This window comes from Microbacterium sp. LWO14-1.2 (assembly GCF_038397715.1).
Taxonomy (GTDB): Bacteria; Actinomycetota; Actinomycetes; order Actinomycetales; family Microbacteriaceae; genus Microbacterium.
Map to the genome: position 1 here is coordinate 2,218,358 of NZ_CP151633.1, position 18,373 is coordinate 2,236,730.

13 protein-coding genes are annotated in these 18,373 nt (G+C 69.5%); 7 read left to right on the forward strand and 6 right to left on the reverse strand.

Annotation, left to right across the window (positions count from 1 at the left end):
* The first annotated feature begins 9 nt into the window (after positions 1-9).
* Both MRBLWO14_RS10670 and MRBLWO14_RS10675 read left to right on the forward strand, forming a co-directional pair.
* Positions 10-1,122 carry a DUF4185 domain-containing protein gene (locus tag MRBLWO14_RS10670; protein ID WP_341933133.1) on the forward strand — a complete coding sequence of 371 codons (1,113 nt, stop codon included), beginning with the start codon at positions 10-12 and terminating at the stop codon, positions 1,120-1,122.
* Between the two features lie 127 nt (positions 1,123-1,249).
* Positions 1,250-1,732 carry a nucleotidyltransferase domain-containing protein gene (locus MRBLWO14_RS10675; protein WP_341933134.1) on the forward strand — a complete coding sequence of 161 codons (483 nt, stop codon included), beginning with the start codon at positions 1,250-1,252 and terminating at the stop codon, positions 1,730-1,732.
* 392 nt (positions 1,733-2,124) lie between these two features.
* Here the strand turns inward: MRBLWO14_RS10675 and MRBLWO14_RS10680 are convergent, their stop codons facing one another.
* Positions 2,125-3,246: a glycoside hydrolase family 172 protein gene (locus MRBLWO14_RS10680; RefSeq protein WP_341933135.1), complete on the reverse strand. Its 1,122-nt coding sequence runs from the start codon at positions 3,244-3,246 to the stop codon at positions 2,125-2,127.
* Between the two features lie 104 nt (positions 3,247-3,350).
* On the opposite strand from MRBLWO14_RS10680, the gene MRBLWO14_RS10685 reads away from it, so the two are divergent.
* Positions 3,351-4,337 carry a LacI family DNA-binding transcriptional regulator gene (locus MRBLWO14_RS10685; protein WP_341933136.1) on the forward strand — a complete coding sequence of 329 codons (987 nt, stop codon included), beginning with the start codon at positions 3,351-3,353 and terminating at the stop codon, positions 4,335-4,337.
* A 34-nt stretch (positions 4,338-4,371) separates the two neighbouring features.
* Here the strand turns inward: MRBLWO14_RS10685 and MRBLWO14_RS10690 are convergent, their stop codons facing one another.
* Positions 4,372-4,665 (reverse strand): hypothetical protein, encoded by a 294-nt coding sequence (locus tag MRBLWO14_RS10690; RefSeq protein WP_341933137.1) that lies wholly within the window; start codon positions 4,663-4,665, stop codon positions 4,372-4,374.
* A 214-nt stretch (positions 4,666-4,879) separates the two neighbouring features.
* Between MRBLWO14_RS10690 and MRBLWO14_RS10695 the strand changes: the two genes are divergently transcribed.
* The 4 genes from MRBLWO14_RS10695 to MRBLWO14_RS10710 all read left to right on the forward strand — a co-directional run bounded on the left by MRBLWO14_RS10695 (position 4,880) and on the right by MRBLWO14_RS10710 (position 11,759).
* Complete coding sequence (locus tag MRBLWO14_RS10695) at positions 4,880-6,388, forward strand: FGGY-family carbohydrate kinase (RefSeq protein WP_341933138.1); 1,509 nt, start codon at positions 4,880-4,882, stop codon at positions 6,386-6,388.
* A complete protein-coding gene (locus MRBLWO14_RS10700) occupies positions 6,385-9,030 on the forward strand; it encodes a GH116 family glycosyl-hydrolase (RefSeq protein ID WP_341933139.1) in 2,646 nt (881 codons plus the stop codon). Before MRBLWO14_RS10695 ends, MRBLWO14_RS10700 begins: the two co-directional genes overlap by 4 nt.
* Positions 9,027-10,661, forward strand: a complete 1,635-nt coding sequence (locus tag MRBLWO14_RS10705; protein ID WP_341933140.1) for a fucose isomerase — start codon at positions 9,027-9,029, stop codon at positions 10,659-10,661. Before MRBLWO14_RS10700 ends, MRBLWO14_RS10705 begins: the two co-directional genes overlap by 4 nt.
* A gap of 171 nt (positions 10,662-10,832) precedes the next feature.
* Positions 10,833-11,759: an endo-beta-N-acetylglucosaminidase H gene (locus MRBLWO14_RS10710; protein WP_341933141.1), complete on the forward strand. Its 927-nt coding sequence runs from the start codon at positions 10,833-10,835 to the stop codon at positions 11,757-11,759.
* A gap of 16 nt (positions 11,760-11,775) precedes the next feature.
* Here the strand turns inward: MRBLWO14_RS10710 and MRBLWO14_RS10715 are convergent, their stop codons facing one another.
* Genes MRBLWO14_RS10715 through MRBLWO14_RS10730 form a run of 4 tightly spaced genes read right to left on the reverse strand, consistent with a single transcriptional unit; the run spans position 11,776 to position 18,210 of the window.
* Positions 11,776-15,054, reverse strand: a complete 3,279-nt coding sequence (locus MRBLWO14_RS10715; protein WP_341933142.1) for a glycoside hydrolase domain-containing protein — start codon at positions 15,052-15,054, stop codon at positions 11,776-11,778.
* On the reverse strand, positions 15,051-15,983 hold the full coding sequence (locus tag MRBLWO14_RS10720) for a carbohydrate ABC transporter permease (protein WP_341933143.1): 933 nt from the start codon (positions 15,981-15,983) through the stop codon (positions 15,051-15,053). The genes MRBLWO14_RS10715 and MRBLWO14_RS10720 overlap by 4 nt, the downstream gene beginning before the upstream one ends.
* Entirely contained in the window at positions 15,980-16,906 is a 927-nt protein-coding gene (locus tag MRBLWO14_RS10725; RefSeq protein WP_341933144.1) for a sugar ABC transporter permease, read from the reverse strand. The genes MRBLWO14_RS10720 and MRBLWO14_RS10725 overlap by 4 nt, the downstream gene beginning before the upstream one ends.
* A 2-nt stretch (positions 16,907-16,908) precedes the next feature.
* Entirely contained in the window at positions 16,909-18,210 is a 1,302-nt protein-coding gene (locus MRBLWO14_RS10730; protein WP_341933145.1) for an extracellular solute-binding protein, read from the reverse strand.
* Between the last annotated feature and the right edge of the window lie 163 nt (positions 18,211-18,373).

Here is an 18,373-nt window from a genome sequence, read left to right on the forward strand (position 1 = left end):
AGGTCGACGATGACCGAGCAGCACACATCCCCGCTCATCTCCCGCCGAGGCATCCTGCAGGGCGCGCTCGCGCTCGGCGCCGGGATGCTGGCGGCACCCGCGGTCGGAATCGGCGCCGCCGCTCCGGCATCCGCCGCCGGCCCGCTCACCGTCACGAGACTGAAGGTGCTCGCCGGGACGCAGAGTCCCGTGCAGTACGGGATCGGGGCGACCGATCTCGGCATCCCGGCTCGCACGCCGGACGGACGTCTGCTGTTCGTCTTCGGCGACACGTGGGCCGATCACGTCGGAGGCGCGAACTGGCGTTCGCCTGTCGGTCTTTACTCGTCGACCACGAACCTCGCCGCCGGGGTCGTCTTCACCGGCTCGGCCGGAGCGGGCGCCAACACGCAGGGTGTGGCGCCGCAGTTCTGGTACTACCCGCACGATGCGTACTTCACGACCGTCATCCCGTCGGACGTCATCACGATCGGCTCGCGCATGTATCTGCACGCGATCGTGAACGGCCCGCAGTTCGGGGCGGTGCGATGGACCGAGCTGTGGAAGTCCGACGACAACGGCGCCACCTGGCAGCACACCGGGCTGCAGTTCCCGGCGGATATGGCGGGCGGCAAGTTCCAGTGCATCACGTGGGGCCTCGGCAACGACGGATACGTGTACATCTACGGCACCGGGTTCCAGCGCGACAAGGGCATCGTGCTCTACCGTGTGCCGTCGAATGACATGACCACCCTGTCGGCCTACCAGCCCTGGGGCTTCGCGAACGGCTCGTGGGGCTGGGGCAAGCCCGTGACCGAGATCCTGCCCGGTGGCTTCGGGGAGATGTGCCTGCGGCCGCTCGGCGGCAAGTGGATCCTCACCTGGTTCAACGCGGCCGCGTACCGGATCGACGCGATGGTGCTGAACACCCCGACCGACAATCTCTACACCGCCGCGAAGACCACCCTGCTGACCGGCACGGAGTGGGGGCAGGAGGACTCCTCCCACGTCGCCCAGCTCTACGGCGGGTACATCATCCCCGGGTCGACGCTGTCTGACCTGCACCTCAGCGTCAGCCAGTGGAACACCGGCAACAACAGCGTCTACCACTCCGAGCAGTTCCGCGTGCAGGGGCTCGTGTAGGCGGGTGGTCATATGCTGCTCTCCGTGACCGGCGCGAGCGGCGTGCTGGGACCGATGGAAGGACTGGCGTGCAGGCCGCCGCCACTGCATTCTCGCCCGCGAACCGACCCCTGATAGTATTTGCTATATGAGTAGTGCTGCGTTCAAGGAAATTCGGCAGGAGGCTCGGCGCGCGGATGCGCTGCATCGCCACGCGCGCGGCCTGTTGGTCGATGCCGTGCATCGCGCAGCAGCGGAGGGGGCGAATCAGCGAGAGATCGCCGCTTTGGTGGGGCGCAGTCAGCCCGAGGTATCGCGCCTTCTCAAGCAGAGCCGACCGGGTCCGCTGGCTCTTCGCATTGCGACGAAGCGGGAGAGCCTGCTCGAGATCCTCGCGAAGCACGGCGTCGAGGAGGCGCTCGTCTTCGGCAGCGTCGCGACTCGCGATGAGGGGCCTCATTCCGATATCGATCTGCTGATCGACGTTCCGAACGTGATGGGCCTGGGGGCGATCGCCCGGCTGGAGCAGGAGCTGCGGGTCGCCCTCGAAGCTCAGGTTGACGTCGTCCCGTTGCGCTCACTTCCGACATACGTCAAGGAACGAGTGCTCGCGGAGGCGGTGCCGCTCTGAGTCGGACGACGGCAGAGCTCGTAGCGGAAGCGATCGCTCACCTCGACGCCCTTCACCGCCACCTCGATCGAGGCAGCATTGACGACGAGACTGTTGCGGATGCCGTGTCGCTGCGTCTGGCGGCCATGATCGAGGCTCTACATCGCGGTGCGCCGGACCTCACGACGGACCTGTTCGGAGATGAGTGGATCGTGATCTGGGGAATGCGGAACCGTATCGCGCACGGCTACGCCTGGATCGATATCGAGACCGTGCGGGTCACAGTCGGACAGGACATCCCCTCCGTCGAAGGGGCTCTCCGAGACCTCCACGCACGGCTGATGAGCGACGACGAGGATACGACACCAGACTCGTCCGCGGCGAGGTAGGCGGCGGATCAGGATCAGTACTGCTCACCGCGGGGGAGTGGCGCCGAGGTCGGGCACCGGGGCGGTTCCTAGGTGCACCTCCAGGTCATCGGCCGAGGGCGTCCTGGGCCTGCGCGCCGTGGGGCGGTCGAGGTAGAACATCGCCGTCGAGGCGATGTCGTCGCGCAGCGGCAGGTAGCGCCATCCGCTCCGCCAGCCGAGCGCCTGGATGTCGACCTTCGGGATGCCGGTGGCGAAGTGGATCGGGTCGAGCAGGTGCCATCGGTACATGCCGAAGCGCTGCTGGCTGACGTAGAGGCCGTCGGGTCGGATGATCTGCGGCATCCCCAGATAGGGCGTCGAGAACGCGGTGTACCCCTGCCCGGGGATGTCGAAGTTCCAGGCGCCGCCGAAGTAGTCCTCGGTGCCGGTGCCCGCGATCGTCGGATAGTCGGTGTCGTCGTCGAGGTAGAACTTGATCTCGCCCTCGCCCCACCAGCCGTTCGAGTTCACGCCCCACGCGATGTACGTGCCGACGTACTGCCCCTGGCCCTCGATGCCCTCGAGGATCACGTGCGGGGTGAGCTCCTCCAGCGGGTTCGACCGGCGCCACTGCGCGTGGAAGTACGCGTCGTCCGAGTGATCGCCGCCGATCTCGTACGTGATCTGGAAGTAGATGCGCACGTCGACGACAGACGTGTTCTCGATCGTGAGCCGTGCACCGTCGCGGAACGGCATCGGCCAGTACGAGTTGAACCCGCCGTGCGGGTTCGCGGCGATGGTCTGCGAGTTCACCTGCGCGAACACGCCCCAGCCGTTGCAGAAGAAGTCCCCGTAGGGCACCTCGACCGCCGGTTCCTCCGCCCCGTCCCAGTAGGCGCGCAGCAGCAGGGTGCGCCAGTTGTCGGTGTGGGTCGTGATCCAGATGTGGGTGATCTTTCCCGCGCCCTCGATGTTCGCGAGGTCGAAGGTCTCGCCGGCCTTGACGTCGACGCTCGGGGAGATCTTCCAGCCGGGGCCGAGGTCGCGGGCGCACGACGCCCCCGTGCCCTCGGTCGCCCGGCCTCCGCCCCCAGCGGATCCGTCGAAGTTCTCGGGGCTGATGGATCGCGTCTGCACGGATCGCAGCGCTGCGATGCTCGCGAGGTCGGAGGATGCGTAAGTCATGGCGGCCAATGTAATCGATTTCAGGATGGAACACCAGAGATCCCGTGATCGCGCGCTACTGTTGCTGGAGATCCGGCTCGGCCGGGCACAGCAATGAGGTTCGAATGGCCACCATCTACGACGTCGCGGAACTCGCCGGAGTGTCTCCCGCCACGGTCTCGCGCGTCTTCAACGGCACGAGTGTGTCGGAGGACAAGGTGGCCGCGGTGCGCGACGCCGCGGCGAAACTGAGTTTCACCCCCAACCGGATGGCTCGCTCCCTGCGTCGGCAGAGCTCCGAGGTGATCGCCCTCGTCATCCCCGACATCGAGAACCCGTACTTCACCGAGATGGCCCGCGGCGTCGAGGACGTCGCGTCCGAGGCAGGCTACTCGGTCGTGCTCTGCAACTCCGACTCCCAGGTCGAAAAGGAGGCGACGTATCTGCGGATCGCGATCGCCGAGCACATGTCCGGCGTCATCATCGCGACCGCCGACGAGAGTACCAAGCTCGACACGATCCTCGCCACGGGGCGCCCGGTCGTCGCGGTCGACCGCAGCACGGCCTACGACATCGACGGAGTCGTCATGGCGAACAGGGCGGCAGGGACGTCGGCCGCGAAAGACCTGTTGGATGCCGGATACCGCCGCATCGCATACATCGGCGGGCCCGAGCACATCGACACCGCCGCCGAGCGCGCGGCAGGATGGCGGGCGGCGCTGACCAGGGTGCAGCCCGACCTCGACGTCGACGGACTCGCTCGCTTCGCATCCTTCCGCGTGGACGGCGGCCGGGAGGCGATGGAGGAGCTGCTCGCGCTGCCCGAACCACCCGACGCCGTCGTCGCCGGCAACAACCTCATCGGAGTCGGCGCGATCCAGGTGCTGACGGAGCGCGGCCTCACCCCGCCGCGCGTGGGCGTCGCGGTGATCGGTTCGCTGCCGTTCACGACGCTCTCTCCCAGCGCGGTGACGGTCGTGCGGCTCCCTGCGCGACACATGGGCGTGACGGCGGCGCGGATGCTGCTCGAGCGCATCGGCGGTGACACGCAGCCCTCGCGCACCGTGGTGCTGCGCAACGAGATCCAGCCGGCACGGACCGCGCGGGCCTGACTTCGCCGACTGCCCCCGGCTACGGCGAATCCGGCTACTGCGACTTCCAGAACCGTGTCGCCAGATTGGTGAGCTCGGTGTCGAGGTCGTCGACCTTCGACTCGACGCGCGTGAGGCGGCTCTCGATGACGTCCAACCGTCCGTTCACCTCGCCGCGGAACCCGTTCAGCTCCCCACGGAATCCGCCCAGCTCCCCCAGCATCTCGCTGCGGAGGCCGCCGACCTCGGCGCGGATCACCCGGCTGAACTGCGTGGTCATGAGGGTCATGCCGCCGAGCATCATCGCGGCGAACACGCCGATCACGGTCCAGGTCTGGGGTTCGGTCATCTCCACGACTCCATTCTGCGAGCGAAAGCCCAGGTTGTCACGGTATTTCGGTCCCTCGTCGCGCCGAGCGCCGGTTCGGTCCGCAAGGCGTGGACAGCTCGTCACCGGCCCGCTCCGGTGCAGCAATGGTCGGAGCGCTTGCACGTTGAAATCGATTTCGCGTACAGTTGCGAGAGATTTCAGAATCACCGGCCCGGGTTTCAAGGAGGACACCATGCGCTGCACCCTCGGGGTGGACATCGGCACATCCAGCAGCAAGGGCGTGCTGGTGGATGCCGACGGCGCGATCGTCGCCACCGCGACTCGGTCGCACGACGTCTCCCGCCCGCGCACGGGGTGGGTCGAGATGGACGGCGACGTGTGGTGGGACGAGTTCGTCGACCTCGCCCGCGAACTCCTCGCTGCGGTGCCCGACGCCGAGGTCGCCGGCGTCGGCGTGAGCGGCATGGGCCCCTGCATCCTCCTCGCCGACGAGGACGATCGCCCCGTCCGACCGGCGATCCTCTACGGCGTCGACACCCGTTCCACCGCGCAGATCGAGCGGATGACGCGGGAACTGGGCGAGTCGGAGATCACGCGCATCGGCGGATCGACCCTGACCTCGCAGGCCGGAGGCCCCAAGCTCGTCTGGGTCGCCGACGAGGAGCCCGACGTGTGGCAGCGCGCGCGCCGGGTGTACATGCCGGCCTCGTGGCTCGCCCGACGCCTGACCGGCGCCTACGTGCTCGACCACCAGTCGGCGAGCCAGGTCTCGCCTCTCTACGACATCGAGCGCGAGGCGTGGCACGACGAGTGGTGGCAGCGGTACGCGTCGTCGATCGAGCAGCCGCCGCTGCTCTGGGCCGGCGATGTCGCCGGCGCCGTCTCCGCCGACGCGGCGCAGGCCACCGGCATCCCTGAGGGCACTCCCGTGATCGCCGGCACGATCGACGCATGGACCGAGGCCGTCAGCGTCGGTGCGCACGGGCTCGGCGACCTCATGCTCATGTACGGCACGACGATGTTCCTCGTCGCGACGGGCGAGGAGACGCTGCGCACGCCCTCCATGTGGACCACGGCCGGGGCCTTCGCCGGTACGAGGAACCTGGCGGGTGGGCTCTCGACGTCCGGCGCCCTCACCGCGTGGCTCAAGGACCTCACGGGCGCCGACTACCCGCAGCTGCTCGCCGAGGCGACCGCCTCCGGCGCCGGGGCCCGCGGACTGCTCGTGCTCCCGTACTTCGCGGGGGAGCGCACGCCCATCCAGGATCCGGACGCCCGCGGCGTCATCGCCGGGCTCACCCTGGCCCACACCCGCGGTGACCTCTACCGCGCCGCGCTCGAGGCGACCGCCCTCGGTGTGCGGCACAACGTCGAGACGATGCGTGCAGCGGGCGCGGACATCCGCCGCATCGTCGCGGTCGGCGGCGGCACGCAGGGACGGCTCTGGCTGCAGATCGTCTCCGACGTCACCGGCCTCGTGCAGGAGGTGCCGGCGACGACGATCGGCGCGAGCTACGGCGCCGCCTTCCTCGCGGCGGTCGCCACGGTCGAAGGCGATGCCACGGCCGACGGCGAAGCGCCGAGCATCGCCGCGTGGAACCCCGTCACCGAGACCATCCGTCCCGACGACTCGCTGCGCGAGCTCTACGACGAGCTGTTCGACCGCTACACCCGCCTCTACCGCGAGACGGCGGACGTCGTTCACGAGCTCGCCGCCGAGCAGAGGGGCGCGTCGGCATGACCCGCCGCGCCCGCAGCATCCCGCACACCTCGCAGGCGACCGCCTTCCCCCTCGGCGGCATCGGCACCGGGAACGTGTCGATCGGGGCTCGAGGCGAGCTGCGCGACTGGGAGCTCGAGAACCTCCCCGACAAGGGACGCCGCAACCCGCACTCGTTCTTCGCGATCCATGCGGCACCCCAGGGCGGTCGGTCGGTCACCCGCGTGCTCGAGGCGCGGCTGACGGGTCGACACGACGCCGACGCGGGGTACCCGTTCGACCAGCTCGCCGGCCTGCCGCGCCTCGACGGAGCGACGCTGCACGGCGAGTACCCGGTCGTCGACGTCGACTTCACCGACACGACGCTCCCCGTCGACGTCTCGCTGCACGCGTTCACCCCGCTCGTCCCCCTCGACGCCGACGAGTCCGGCATCCCCGCCGCCGTGCTGCGCTATCGCGTGACGAACCCCGGGCAGGTCCCCGTCGCCGTCACGGTCGTCGGCAGCGTCTCGCACACGGCCGGACGGGGGATGCCGGGGCCCGACGCTCCCTGGGGAATGCGCGGCACGCAGCGGGTGCGCTGGCGCGACGAGGAGGGGGTGCGCGGGCTCGACTTCGACATCGATCTCCCGGACGACGACCCCGGGTACGGCACGCTGAGCCTCACCACCGCCGACGAGTCGACCACGGTGAAGCCCCAGTGGGTGACGAGCTACTGGCCCGACGGCGCCCGGCTGTTCTGGGACGACCTCGCCGACGACGGCCTGCTGCAGCCCGAACCGCGTCTCACGCTCGAAGACCGGCCGCGTGGGCTCTTCGCCGAGCTGGACGAGACCGGGGCGGCGGACTCCTCCGAGGCGGCCCCGCTGACCGAGGAGCAGATGCTCGCGAAGCTGCCGCGGCTGCGCACCGGCTCGCTCGGCATCGTGCACACCCTCGCTCCGGGAGAGAGCCGCGACTTCGAGTTCGTGCTCGCGTGGAGCTTCCCGAACCGCCGCAGCGGCTGGCACGGGCACATCGTGTTCGCCGACCCGGCGGACGGCATCATCCGCAACCACTACGCGACGCTCTGGCCCGACGCGTGGAGCGCCGCCGCGCACCTGCACACCGAGCTGCCAACCCTGGAGCGGACGACGGATGCCTTCGTCGAGGCGCTCTACGGCGGCAGCCTCGACCCCGTGCTGGCCGACGCGGTCGGCGCGAACATCGCCGCGGCCCGGTCGACGACGTGCTTCGTCGTCGAGTCGCCGCATCCCGATCTCGGAGAGGGGCCGGTGTTCGCGGCGTGGGAGGGGTCCTTCGATCACGGCGGATCCTGCGAGGGCACCAGCACCCACGTGTGGTCGTACGCGCAGACGGTGGCCTGGCTGTTCCCGTCGCTCGAGCGCAGCGCCCGCCGGGCCGAGTACCTGCTCGAGACCGATGACGCCGGCGCGCAGAAGTTCCGCGGCAACCGGGTGCTCGGCGGTCCGTCGTGGTTCATGGCCCCCGCGGTCGACGGCCAGCTCGGCACGCTGCTGCGCCTGCACCGCGAGTGGCGCTTCAGCGGTGATGACGACTTCCTGCGCGAAGTGTGGCCCGCAGCCGTCCGCACCCTCGACTATGCGGCGCGCGAGTGGGACCGCGACGGCGACGGTCTGCTCGACGGCGAGATGCACAACACGTACGACATCGAGTTCCACGGCACGGAGCCGCTCGCCAACGGCATCCATCTCGCCGCGCTCCGCGCGGGGGCGCGCATGGCCGCGCATCTCGGTGATCTCGATCGCGCCGAGGAGTGGACGCGCCGCGCCGACCACGTGGCCGCCGCCATGGACGAGGTGCTGTGGAACGGCGAGTACTACCGCCAGGTGATCGACGACGTCGATGCGCACCGCTACCAGTACGGCGACGGCGTGCTGTCGGACCAGCTGCTCGGACAGTTCCACGCGTTCGTCAACGGCCTCGGTCACATCCTCCCCGCCGCGCACATCGACTCGGCGCTCGCCGCGATCGTCGCCCACAACCTCCGCGACGACCTCTCGGCGCAGGAGAGCACGCAGCGGGTGTACGCACTGAACGACGAAGGCGGACTGCTGCTCGCCTCCTGGCCCCGCGGCGGCCGGCCGACGATCCCGTTCGTGTACTCCGACGAGGTCTGGACCGGCATCGAGCACCAGGTCGCGGCATCGCTGCTGTACGCCGGGCGCTCCGACGACGCGCTGCGGATCGAACGGGCCGTCCGCGCGCGCTACGACGGCGTCGACCGCAACCCGTGGAACGAGATCGAGTGCGGCAACCACTATGCGCGGTCACTCGCGTCGTGGGCGCTGCTGCTCGGCGCGAGCGGTGCGCAGTGGGACGCCCCGACGAAGACGCTCTCGTTCGCGCCGGCGGGCGGCGGCTTCTTCACCGGCCTCTTCACGACCGGCACGGGCTGGGGGCGGGTCGCGATCGACGACGACTCCCTCACGCTCCACGTCGAGGGCGGACGGCTCGAGATCGCAGATCTCGCGCTGCGCGATCGCAGCGTCGCCGGCGCGATCCGGCTCGGCGAAGGGGAGACGCACCGCGTCGATCTCCGACCGCCCGGGACGAGCACGACCAGCACCACCACACCCACCACCAGCACCAGCGCCACCACCAGCACAAGCACCACCAGCACCACCGGAGAGGCACCATGACCACCTACACCCTGCCGGCACCGGCATCCCGCCCGGCATCCGCCCCGAAGACCGCGTACCTGATCGCGTCAGGCGATCTGCGCGAGTCGGCCAACACGGCCGGCTGGCCGACCCAGGTCGAGCTGGAGGCCGGCGTCACCGGCGTGCTGAACGACCTGGGCTGGACCGTGATCCGCGCGAACGACGTCGACCCCGAGACCGGTCACGGCTTCATCTCGAGTCAGCGCATGGGCCTCGAGGTGTTCAAGAACATCCCGGTCGACGCTCCGCTCATCGTCGCCGAGGCCGTGTGGCAGTACTCGCACCACGTGCTCGCCGGACTCCGCACGCATGAGGGTCCGATCCTCACCGTCGCGAACTTCGCGGGCGACTGGCCCGGCCTGGTCGGCCTGCTCGGCCTGAACGCGGGCCTGACCAAGATGGACAAGCCGTACTCGTCGATCTGGTCGGTCGACTTCACCGACGACTGGTTCCGCGACGGCATCCGCGAATGGACCGAGACCGGCACCATCACGCACGACGCCTCGCACGTGCGCGCGCTGCCCGAGCTGCCCGACAGTCCGGAGAAGCAGTTGGGTGAGGCGCTCGCGGCGGAACTGCTCGCGGAGAAGGCCATCATCGGCGTCTTCGACGAGGGCTGCATGGGCATGTACAACGCGATCTTCGACGACGAGCTGCTCAACAAGACGGGCATCTACAAGGAGCGTCTGTCGCAATCGGCGCTGTACGCCGAGATGCTCGAGGTCGCCGACTCCGAGGCCGATGCCGCCTACGACTGGCTCATCGAGCACGGCATGACGTTCCGGTACGGCGAGGACGCCGCGACCGAGCTCACCCGCGAGCAGGTGCAGTGGCAGCTCAAGATGTACATCGCCGCGCTGCGCATCGCCGACGATTTCGGGTTGGATGCCGTCGGCATCCAGTACCAGCAGGGGCTCAAGGATCTCGTGCCCGCCTCCGACCTCGCCGAGGGCATCCTCAACTCGACCGAGCGTCCGCCGGTCACCTCCCGCGACGGCTCGCGGGTGCTGCACGAGGGGCGCGCGTTCCCGCACTTCAACGAGGCCGACGAGGGTGTCGCGGTCGACGCGCTCGTGACCGACCGGGTGTGGCGCGCCATGGGGCTCGTGCCGGACAACACGCTGCACGACGTCCGCTGGGGCGAGGACTACGACGGCCGGTTCGTCTGGGTCTACGAGATCTCGGGTTCGGTGCCCGCCTCCCACCTCGGCGGGTGGCAGAACGCCGAGGGATGGCGGCAGGGCCACGTGTTCTTCCCCGCGGGCGGCGCCACGATCAACGGCGTCTCGAAGCCCGGCGAGGTCGTGCTGTCGCGGGTCTTCATCGCCGACGGCATCCTGCAGGCCGACATCTTCCGGGCCTCGGTCGTCGAGCTGCCCGAGGAGGAGACGCAGCGCCGCAAGAACGACACGAACCCGGAGTGGCCGATCGCGCACGTCGTGCTGCACGGCATCTCGCGCGATCAGTTCATGGCCCGCCACAAGGCCAACCACGCGCAGACCGTCTACGCCCCCGACGCCGAGACCGCCGACAAGGCGCTCATCGCGAAGGCCGCGATGTTCGCCGGCATGGGCATCAAGGTCAACCTCGTGGGCGACGTGAACATCTGAGCGGATCGCGACCGATCTGACGCCGGGGAGAGGGGCGGATGCTGCGGCATCCGCCCCTCTTTGCTGTGTGCGCCGACCTCTTCCGAGCGCTTCACTTAAGCGATATAGTCATCGGCACGCCGCATCGACGCGGCGCGAGATCGACAACGACGCCGAAGGAGAAGCTCCACCATGAGTCAGCCGAACCCCCGTCATTCCCTGATCCGGCGATGCCTGGCGGCATCCGCTGCGCTCGCCATCGCCGCCGTGGGAGGCGTCGCCGCCTCGTCGGCCGCGGCAGACGAGGCGCCCGACACCGACGCGAAGCTCGCCGTCTATGTCGAAGTGAACTCGAACGATTTAGCGAACGTCGCCGACTACCGGCTCTCCGATTCCGGGGCCCCGGCGGTCGACCTGGCGATGATCTTCGCCGCGAACATCAACTACGACGGCGAGAAGGCGTACCTGCACTTCAACGAGCGCGTTACCGAGACGCTGCAGGATGCCGAGAACCAGATCCGTCCGCTGCAGGCCCAGGGCACCAAGGTGCTGCTGTCGGTGCTCGGCAACCACCAGGGCGCCGGCTTCGCGAACTTCTCGACGTACGCCGAGGCCGACGCGTTCGCCGCCCAGCTCGCCGACGCCGTGACGACCTACGGACTCGACGGCATCGACTTCGACGACGAGTGGAGCCAGTACGGCGCGAACGGCACGCCCCAGCCCAACGCGCAGTCGTTCGGATGGGTGGCGTCGGCTCTGCGCGACCGTCTCGGCCCCGACAAGCTCATCACGCTGTACGCGATCGGACCGTCGTACACCACGACCGACTTCGGCGCCTTCGACGTGAGCGCCACTCTCGACTACGCCTGGAATCCGTACTACCCGACCTACGACGCCCCCACGGTCCCCGGGCTCGACGACAGGTCGCGCATCGGCGCCGCGGCGATCGACCTCTCGAACACGAGCGCGGCGACCGCAGCGGACTTCGCGCAGCGCACGGCCGCCGACGGCTACGGCGTCTACGTCGCGTACAACCTCACCGCGACGAACCAGTCGTCGCTGATCTCGGGCATCACCGAGGCGATCAAGGGCGAGGCGACGGTCTACTCCCCGCAGTGAGCGGGAATCGGGGCCGTCAGCCCAGATCGAAGAGCTCGAGCTGACGCACGGTGACCTCGGCCTCCGCCCGCACGCGGAGCGCCGAGGTCGCGGTGCGTCCGGCGAGGGTGAACGGCGTGGTGCGATCCGCGGGAAGCTCGATCTCGGCGGTGACGGCGATCCGCTCCCAGCCCTTCGATGTCTCCGACTCCCACACGAGCGCGGTCGAGGACGCCGCCGTCACCGTCGTCACCGAGACGTCGCTGACCGCCCGCGCCTCGGCGAACCGCCAGCCGATCCACTCGCCCTGCCGCAGGACGACGCCGTCGGCGCCGGCCGCATCCCCGTCGTCGAACGCGCGCTCCGCGTGCCGGACGCCCTCCGAGGCGATCGGCGAGCCGTCGGTCGCCGTGAGGTCGGGACGCCAGGGCACGGCATCCGTGTCAGGGACTCCGCCGAGCCAGTCCTGCGGGTCGTCGCCGAACACGAGATCGAGCACGAGGTCGTCGGACGCACATCCGACCAGGGCGTCGACGGGCAGCTCGGCCGTCGCGAGCGAGACGCCGTTCAGCCGTGCCTCGTGCAGCACGTGCGCATTCGGCGTGCTGCGGCGCGACCGGATACGCAGGGACGACCCGTTCCCGCGGTCGACGCGGACATCGTCGAGCAGGGGCGAGCCGATGCGCAGCATCCCCGAGGCGAGTTCGAGCGGATAGAGCCCGAGTGCGGCCCACAGCCACCAGGCGCTCATCTCGCCGTTGTCCTCGTCGCCGGGGAAGCCCTGGCCGATGTGCGCGCCCGCGAACAGGCGCCCGGCCAGCTCGTGCACGGTCTCGCCCGCGCGCCACGGCTGATCCGTGAACGCGTACATGAGCGGTATGTGGTGGGCTGGTTGATTGGATATCGCGCACATGCCGGCGCGCAGAGCGCGGGCTTCGCGCTGCTCGTGGATGACCGTGCCGTACGCGCCGGCGAACTGCTCGTCGGCGGTCTCCGGTTCGGCGAACAGCGCATCGAGGTGCTGTCGGAGTCCGGCTCGGCCGCCGTAGAGGTCGGCCAGTCCGTCGCCGTCGTGCACCGCACCGACCGACATGCCCCACGCGTTCGTCTCGACGTTGTCGCCGCCCCACGTGCGCGGGTCGAAGGGTTCGGACGAGAACGATCCCCGGTCGTCGCGGCCGCGGAAGAACCCCGCCTCCCGGTCGAACAGCGAGCGGTACGACAGCGCACGGTTCGCGAAGTAGCGGGAGAAGGCGCGGTAGCGCGCGGCATCCGTCGTCGAGGTCGCCTCGTCGGACGCGAGCTGCGCGGCGAACCGGCCGAGGGCGGCGTCGCTGATCGCGTTCTCGATGCTCCAGCTCATACCCTCCGGTACTGCCGAGGAGATGTACCCCGTGAAGCGGCCGCGGTCGATGCCCTTTCGCCCGCGCCGTGCGTCGGGCCCCGGCTCGCAGGCGTTGCGCCACCCGCTCTCGAACGCCGCGCGCCGATCGAACTCGACGCCCCAGCGCGCGGCATCCGCGAAGATCTGGTCGCTCGACGTGCCCACCATGCTGTCGACGTACCCCGGTGCGCTCCACCGCGCCATCCAGCCGCCGCGGCGGTACTGCGCGAGCTGCCCGTCGAGCAGGCGCCCCGCGAGCGCCGGATCGAGCAGCGCCAGGCCGGGCCACTCCGTGCGATACGTGTCCCAGTAGCCGTTGTTGACGACGAGTTCGCCCGCGACGACGGGCGCGCCCGTGCGCGTCTCGCCGAACGGCGTCCGCTCGGCGAAGACATCGGCGAACGCGGATGCCGGAGAGTGGGCCGACCCGGTGTCCTCGGCTGCGGTGTTCGGATACAGGTGCATGCGATGCAGGGCGGCGGCGATCCGCGCCCTGTCCTCCTCATCGGCGAGCGCACGATACGCCGCGTCGGACGCGGACAGCGATGGGATCGTGACGCGGCCGAGCAGCCGGTTCCAGGATGCCGCGGCGTCGGCGCGCAGCTCGTCGAACCCGGTCGCGGCGTCGAGTTCGAGAGCGAGGCTGCGCTCGGCCTGCTCGATCGACAGGAATGACACGGCCACCCGCACCTCGAGCGATCCGCGGCCGGCGACGAACCCGGCCACCCGTCCTCGTCCGGCGTCGGAGAGCGGGCCCCGTTCGGCGCAGCCGCCTCCGACCACCCGCCCGGCGAAGTAGCAGCGCGGGGCATTGCCCCAGTCCTCGGACCCCTCGGGGATCCAGCCCGCGAAACCGTCGGCATCCGTCCAGCGGAGCTCTCCCTCGTCCGTGAGCTGGTCGATCACGAAGCCCACGCGCTCGTCGTCGTCGCCGCGCACACGGAACGCCGCGCCGTGCCCGGTCGCCGTGAGCTCCGCGCGGATCAGGCCGCCGTGCCCGTCGTCGAGCGCCGCCGCGTACTCGTGCGGCCGTGCGCGCTCCGACCCCGGGACGATCCAGCGCCGGCGGGCGCCGCGCTCCGATGCCGCGGTCCCCGCGAACGGCATGAGCTGGAGCACCGAGCGGTCGCCGATCCACGGGCTCGGCTGATGCGAGAACTGCAACGCCTCCAGCCGGCGGCCCTGCGGATCGTCGTGCACGGACGGGCGGTACGGCCAGTTCGCGTCGGCGGCGTCGGTAGCCGGGGTCACGAACGCGAAGCCGTGCGGGCGTGCCACCGCGGGAATGGTGTTGCCGCGCGAGAACCGCGCACCCGAGTGCGTTCCGCGACGCGTGTCGACCCGCTCCACGGGAGCGAGGTCGGATGCCGCGGCGCTCCGCTGCTCGACCAGCACCTGCACGAACCCGCTCACCCTGGCGGGGAGGCCGGCGGCATCGGCCAGCGATCCCGCGCCGAGCACGACCTCGACCGCCCCGCGACGCCCGGCGAGCGGCGCGAGCGAGACGGTGTCGGCGTTCCACTGCTCCGGCATGCTCCAGCGTGCCGCGAACTGCGCGTCCGCCGTGATCGCGAAACCGTAGCGGTCGCGGACGGCCGGGTCGTCGCCGAGGCGTGTGACGTCGCCGAGCCCGTTGCCGTTCCCGTCGCCGTCATCGTTGCCGTCGCCGTCATCGACGCGCACGTCGACCGATACGGCGAGCGCGGCGTGCGGCGCGAGCGCGGCATCCGCGCTGTCGGCGTAGAAGGCCCAGTGCAGCACGGTGTCCGGTGTGATCTCGATCGGGCCCAGGTCCGGCACGTCGACGCGCTGCGGGCCCGCGGCCGGATCGACGTCGAACGCGAACACCGGCGCCGCGAGGACGCCGGAGCGCGGGCGCGACGACGGCGGGTCCGCCGGGCCGTCCGCGGGGGTGAGCCGCGGCGCGGTCACCCCTTGACGGCGCCCTCCTGGACGCCCTTGAAGAAGAACCGCTGCGTGAACGAGAACATGATCACGATGGGCACGAGGGCGATCATGGTGCCGGCAGCGATGAGCCGCGGGTCCACGGAGAAGCTGCTGTTCAGGTAGGCCATGCCGACCGTCAGGGTGTACTTCGACGGGTCGGACAGCACGATGAGCGGCCAGAGGTAGTCGTCCCACGCGCCGATGAAGGCGAAGATCGCGACGACCGAGACCATGCCGCGGATGTTCGGCCACACGATGTGGCGGATGCGCTGCCAGGTCGTGGCCCCGTCGACCGTCGCGGCATCCAGCACGTCCTTCGGGATCATGCGGCACGCCGTCGCGACGAGCAGCACGTTCATGGCGCTGATCGCTCCCGGCAGGAAGACGCCCCACAGGGTGTCGGCGAGGCCGAGCGCGCGGATCGTGAGGAAGTTGCTCGTCACGGTGACCTCGCCGGGGAAGAGCAGGGTCGAGAGCAGGATGGCCATCACGATCCACTTGCCGCGGAACCGCATGCATCCCAGTGCGTAGCCGGCGAAGGTCGCGAGCACGACGTTGCTGATCACGGTGCCGACCGACACGAGCAGCGAGTGCCACGCGTACAGATACACGGGCACGACGTCGGCGACGGTGGCGTAGTTCCCGAGGGTCGGATCGCGGGGGATGAGGTTCGGCGGGAAGGAGTAGATGTTCTCCTGCGGGCCCTTGAACGAGGTCGACAGCTGCCACACGAACGGGCCGATCACGAGGAACAGCACGAGCAGGAGCAGCGCGTAGCGGCCGATCAGCCCGCCGAGCGTCGGCTTGCTGAAGTCGCCCGAACCGCGGCGGCGGAAGATGCGCTCGCGCGACGGCGGCGCGGCGTCGTCGGCGGGGCGCTCGTCTTCGGTGCGGGGGCGGGTCAGGATGCTCATGCGGGAGCCTTCGCCTTCTTCTCGCGATTCATGAAGGCGATCGCGGCGAGCGGGATGAGGGTGAGGAGGAACAGCGCGACGCTGATCGCGGAGGCGTAGCCGATGTTGCCGTTCAGGCCGGATCCGACCTGACGGATCAGCATGACGAGCGACATGTCGTAGCCGCCCGGCCCGCCGGTGCTCTTGGAGAGCACGTCGAGCTCGGCGAAGACGCGCATCGCCGACACCGCTATGAGCACCGAGATCAGCAGCATCGCCCCGCGCACCGAGGGGATCGTCACCGACAGGAAACGACGGAAGGATCCGGCGCCGTCGAGCATCGCCGCCTCGTGCAGCTCCTTGCCGACGTTTCCGAGTGCAGCGAGGTACACGACCATGTAGTAGCCGAGGCCCTTCCACACGGTGAGGAGGATGGCGCAGCCCAGCAGCAGCCACCGATCGACGAGGAACGCCACCGGCTTGTCGACGACTCCGAGGAACTCGAGCGTCTGGTTGATGATGCCGCGACTGTCGAACAGCCAGGTCCAGATCAGGGCGACCACGACGACCGAGGCGATCACGGGGAAGTAGAAGGTGGTGCGGAAGAACGAGATGCCGGGGAGCTTCTTCTGCACGAGCAGCGCCAGCAGCAGCGGCAGGATCGTGAGCAGCGGCACGCACACGACCACGTAGATGATGCAGGTGGTGAGCGCGTTCCAGAACATCTCGTCGCCGAACATGCGCTCGTAGTTCGCGCCGCCGACGAACTCGGGCGTGCGCAGGGGCTTGGCGTCCGTGAAGCTCAGGACGACCGTGTTGAGGAACGGCCAGAGCGCGAACACCAGCACCCAGATGACGGCGGGTGCGAGCAGGAGCCACGGCGTGAACCACCTGTGGGAGGTGATCCCGCTGCTCCGCTTCCGGGTGCCGGTGTCCGCGGCCATGCTTACTGGTCCACCCGGTTCGCGTTGGCGTACTCGACGATCTTGTCGAGCTGCGTCTTCGGGTCGGCCTCGCCGTTGATGGCGAGCGCGATCTGCTGCGTCATGTACGTCGCCATGTCGGACGTCCACTGGAACGGGATCGCCTTCGCATCCTGCATCGCGGTGAACACGGTGTCGATCGCGGCGAGCTGCTTCGGGTCGGTGACCGACGACGAGATGTTCTCGACGACCGTGTCGCCGCCGGAGGTCGTGCCGGGCGCGGTGCCGACCGCCAGCGACGAGAACGCGATCTGGTTCTCCTCGTTGGTGACGTACTCGGCGAACGCGAGCGCCGCGGACTTGTTGTCGGAGTCGGCCGAGACGTTCAGCCCCTGCACGTACAGGGGAGGGATGCCGAGGCGCGGCGTCGCGACCGTGTTCTCAAGGAGCGCCGGGGCGTCCTTCTGCAGGTCGGTGGTGAAGCCGGTGCCGCCGGTGGTGAAGGCGACCTTCTCCTGGATGTAGGCCTCGGCGTTCCCGCCGTAGTCGCCGGTCAGCGCCTCGGCAGGCATCGCTCCTGCCGCGTAGGCGTCGGCGTAGGCCTGGATGATCTCGGCGGCCTCGTCGGTGTTGAAGACGAACTCGCCCTCGTCGTCGATGACCTCCATACCGGCGGACGTGAAGGTGTCGAGTGCGGGGATCGACGACAGCAGCTGCACCTTGCCGCCGGACTGCGATGCGACGTCCTTCGCGAGGGTGAGGAGCTCGTCGACCGTGGTGGGCAGGTTGTCCTCGGTGACGCCGTAGGGCGCGAGCTGTGCGAGGTTCCACCATGAGGCGTCGCTGGAGAGGTACCAGGGCAGACCGTACGTGCCCTCGACGCCCGGGTACTGGCTGTAGGACTCCCACGCGCCCGTGTTGTAGACCGACTTCAGGTCGGCATCCGCCTCGTCGATGTCGAGGAGCTTGCCGGCGGCGACGAGCGGATAGGCGATGTCGGGCGGCAGGTTCAGCACGTCGGGCAGGGTGTTGGCGTTGGCCTGGCTGAGGATCTTCTCCTGGTAGCCGTCGCCGGGCTGGTCGAGCCACTCGACCGTGACGTCGGGGTGCTCCTTCTCGAACGCGTCGATGAGGTCTTCGAAGTACGGCGTGAACTTCTCGTTCTTGAGCGACCAGGTCTGGAACTGGATCGTTCCGCTCAGCTCGCCGGACGTGTCGATCGGGCCGCTGTCGCCGCCCGCGCCGCCACCTCCCGTGCAACTCGTCAGCGCCAGGACGCCGATGCTGAAGGCTGCCACCGTGGCAATGCGTGTCGGAACTCTCATCGTGCTTCTTCCTCGAGGCGGGCGATCGGGCGCCGGTCCGATCATTGGACTACAGCGCTTTAGCAGATGAAACCATCCGAAACGGCGCGTGTCAAGGCTCGCCGCGGCGGCCTCTTGCGGCGATCTGCGGCGTGGTATGCACGATGTTGCTCAAGCGTTATAG

Bases quoted from the DNA above. Each gene is read 5' to 3' on its own strand.
- MRBLWO14_RS10670 (WP_341933133.1), top strand. From the start codon at position 10: ATGACCGAGCAGCACACATCCCCGCTCATCTCCCGCCGAGGCATCCTG.
- MRBLWO14_RS10675 (WP_341933134.1), top strand. From the start codon at position 1,250: ATGAGTAGTGCTGCGTTCAAGGAAATTCGGCAGGAGGCTCGGCGCGCG.
- MRBLWO14_RS10680 (WP_341933135.1), bottom strand. From the start codon at position 3,246: ATGACTTACGCATCCTCCGACCTCGCGAGCATCGCAGCGCTGCGATCC.
- MRBLWO14_RS10685 (WP_341933136.1), top strand. From the start codon at position 3,351: ATGGCCACCATCTACGACGTCGCGGAACTCGCCGGAGTGTCTCCCGCC.
- MRBLWO14_RS10690 (WP_341933137.1), bottom strand. From the start codon at position 4,665: ATGACCGAACCCCAGACCTGGACCGTGATCGGCGTGTTCGCCGCGATG.
- MRBLWO14_RS10695 (WP_341933138.1), top strand. From the start codon at position 4,880: ATGCGCTGCACCCTCGGGGTGGACATCGGCACATCCAGCAGCAAGGGC.
- MRBLWO14_RS10700 (WP_341933139.1), top strand. From the start codon at position 6,385: ATGACCCGCCGCGCCCGCAGCATCCCGCACACCTCGCAGGCGACCGCC.
- MRBLWO14_RS10705 (WP_341933140.1), top strand. From the start codon at position 9,027: ATGACCACCTACACCCTGCCGGCACCGGCATCCCGCCCGGCATCCGCC.
- MRBLWO14_RS10710 (WP_341933141.1), top strand. From the start codon at position 10,833: ATGAGTCAGCCGAACCCCCGTCATTCCCTGATCCGGCGATGCCTGGCG.
- MRBLWO14_RS10720 (WP_341933143.1), bottom strand. From the start codon at position 15,983: ATGAGCATCCTGACCCGCCCCCGCACCGAAGACGAGCGCCCCGCCGAC.
- MRBLWO14_RS10725 (WP_341933144.1), bottom strand. From the start codon at position 16,906: ATGGCCGCGGACACCGGCACCCGGAAGCGGAGCAGCGGGATCACCTCC.
- MRBLWO14_RS10730 (WP_341933145.1), bottom strand. From the start codon at position 18,210: ATGAGAGTTCCGACACGCATTGCCACGGTGGCAGCCTTCAGCATCGGC.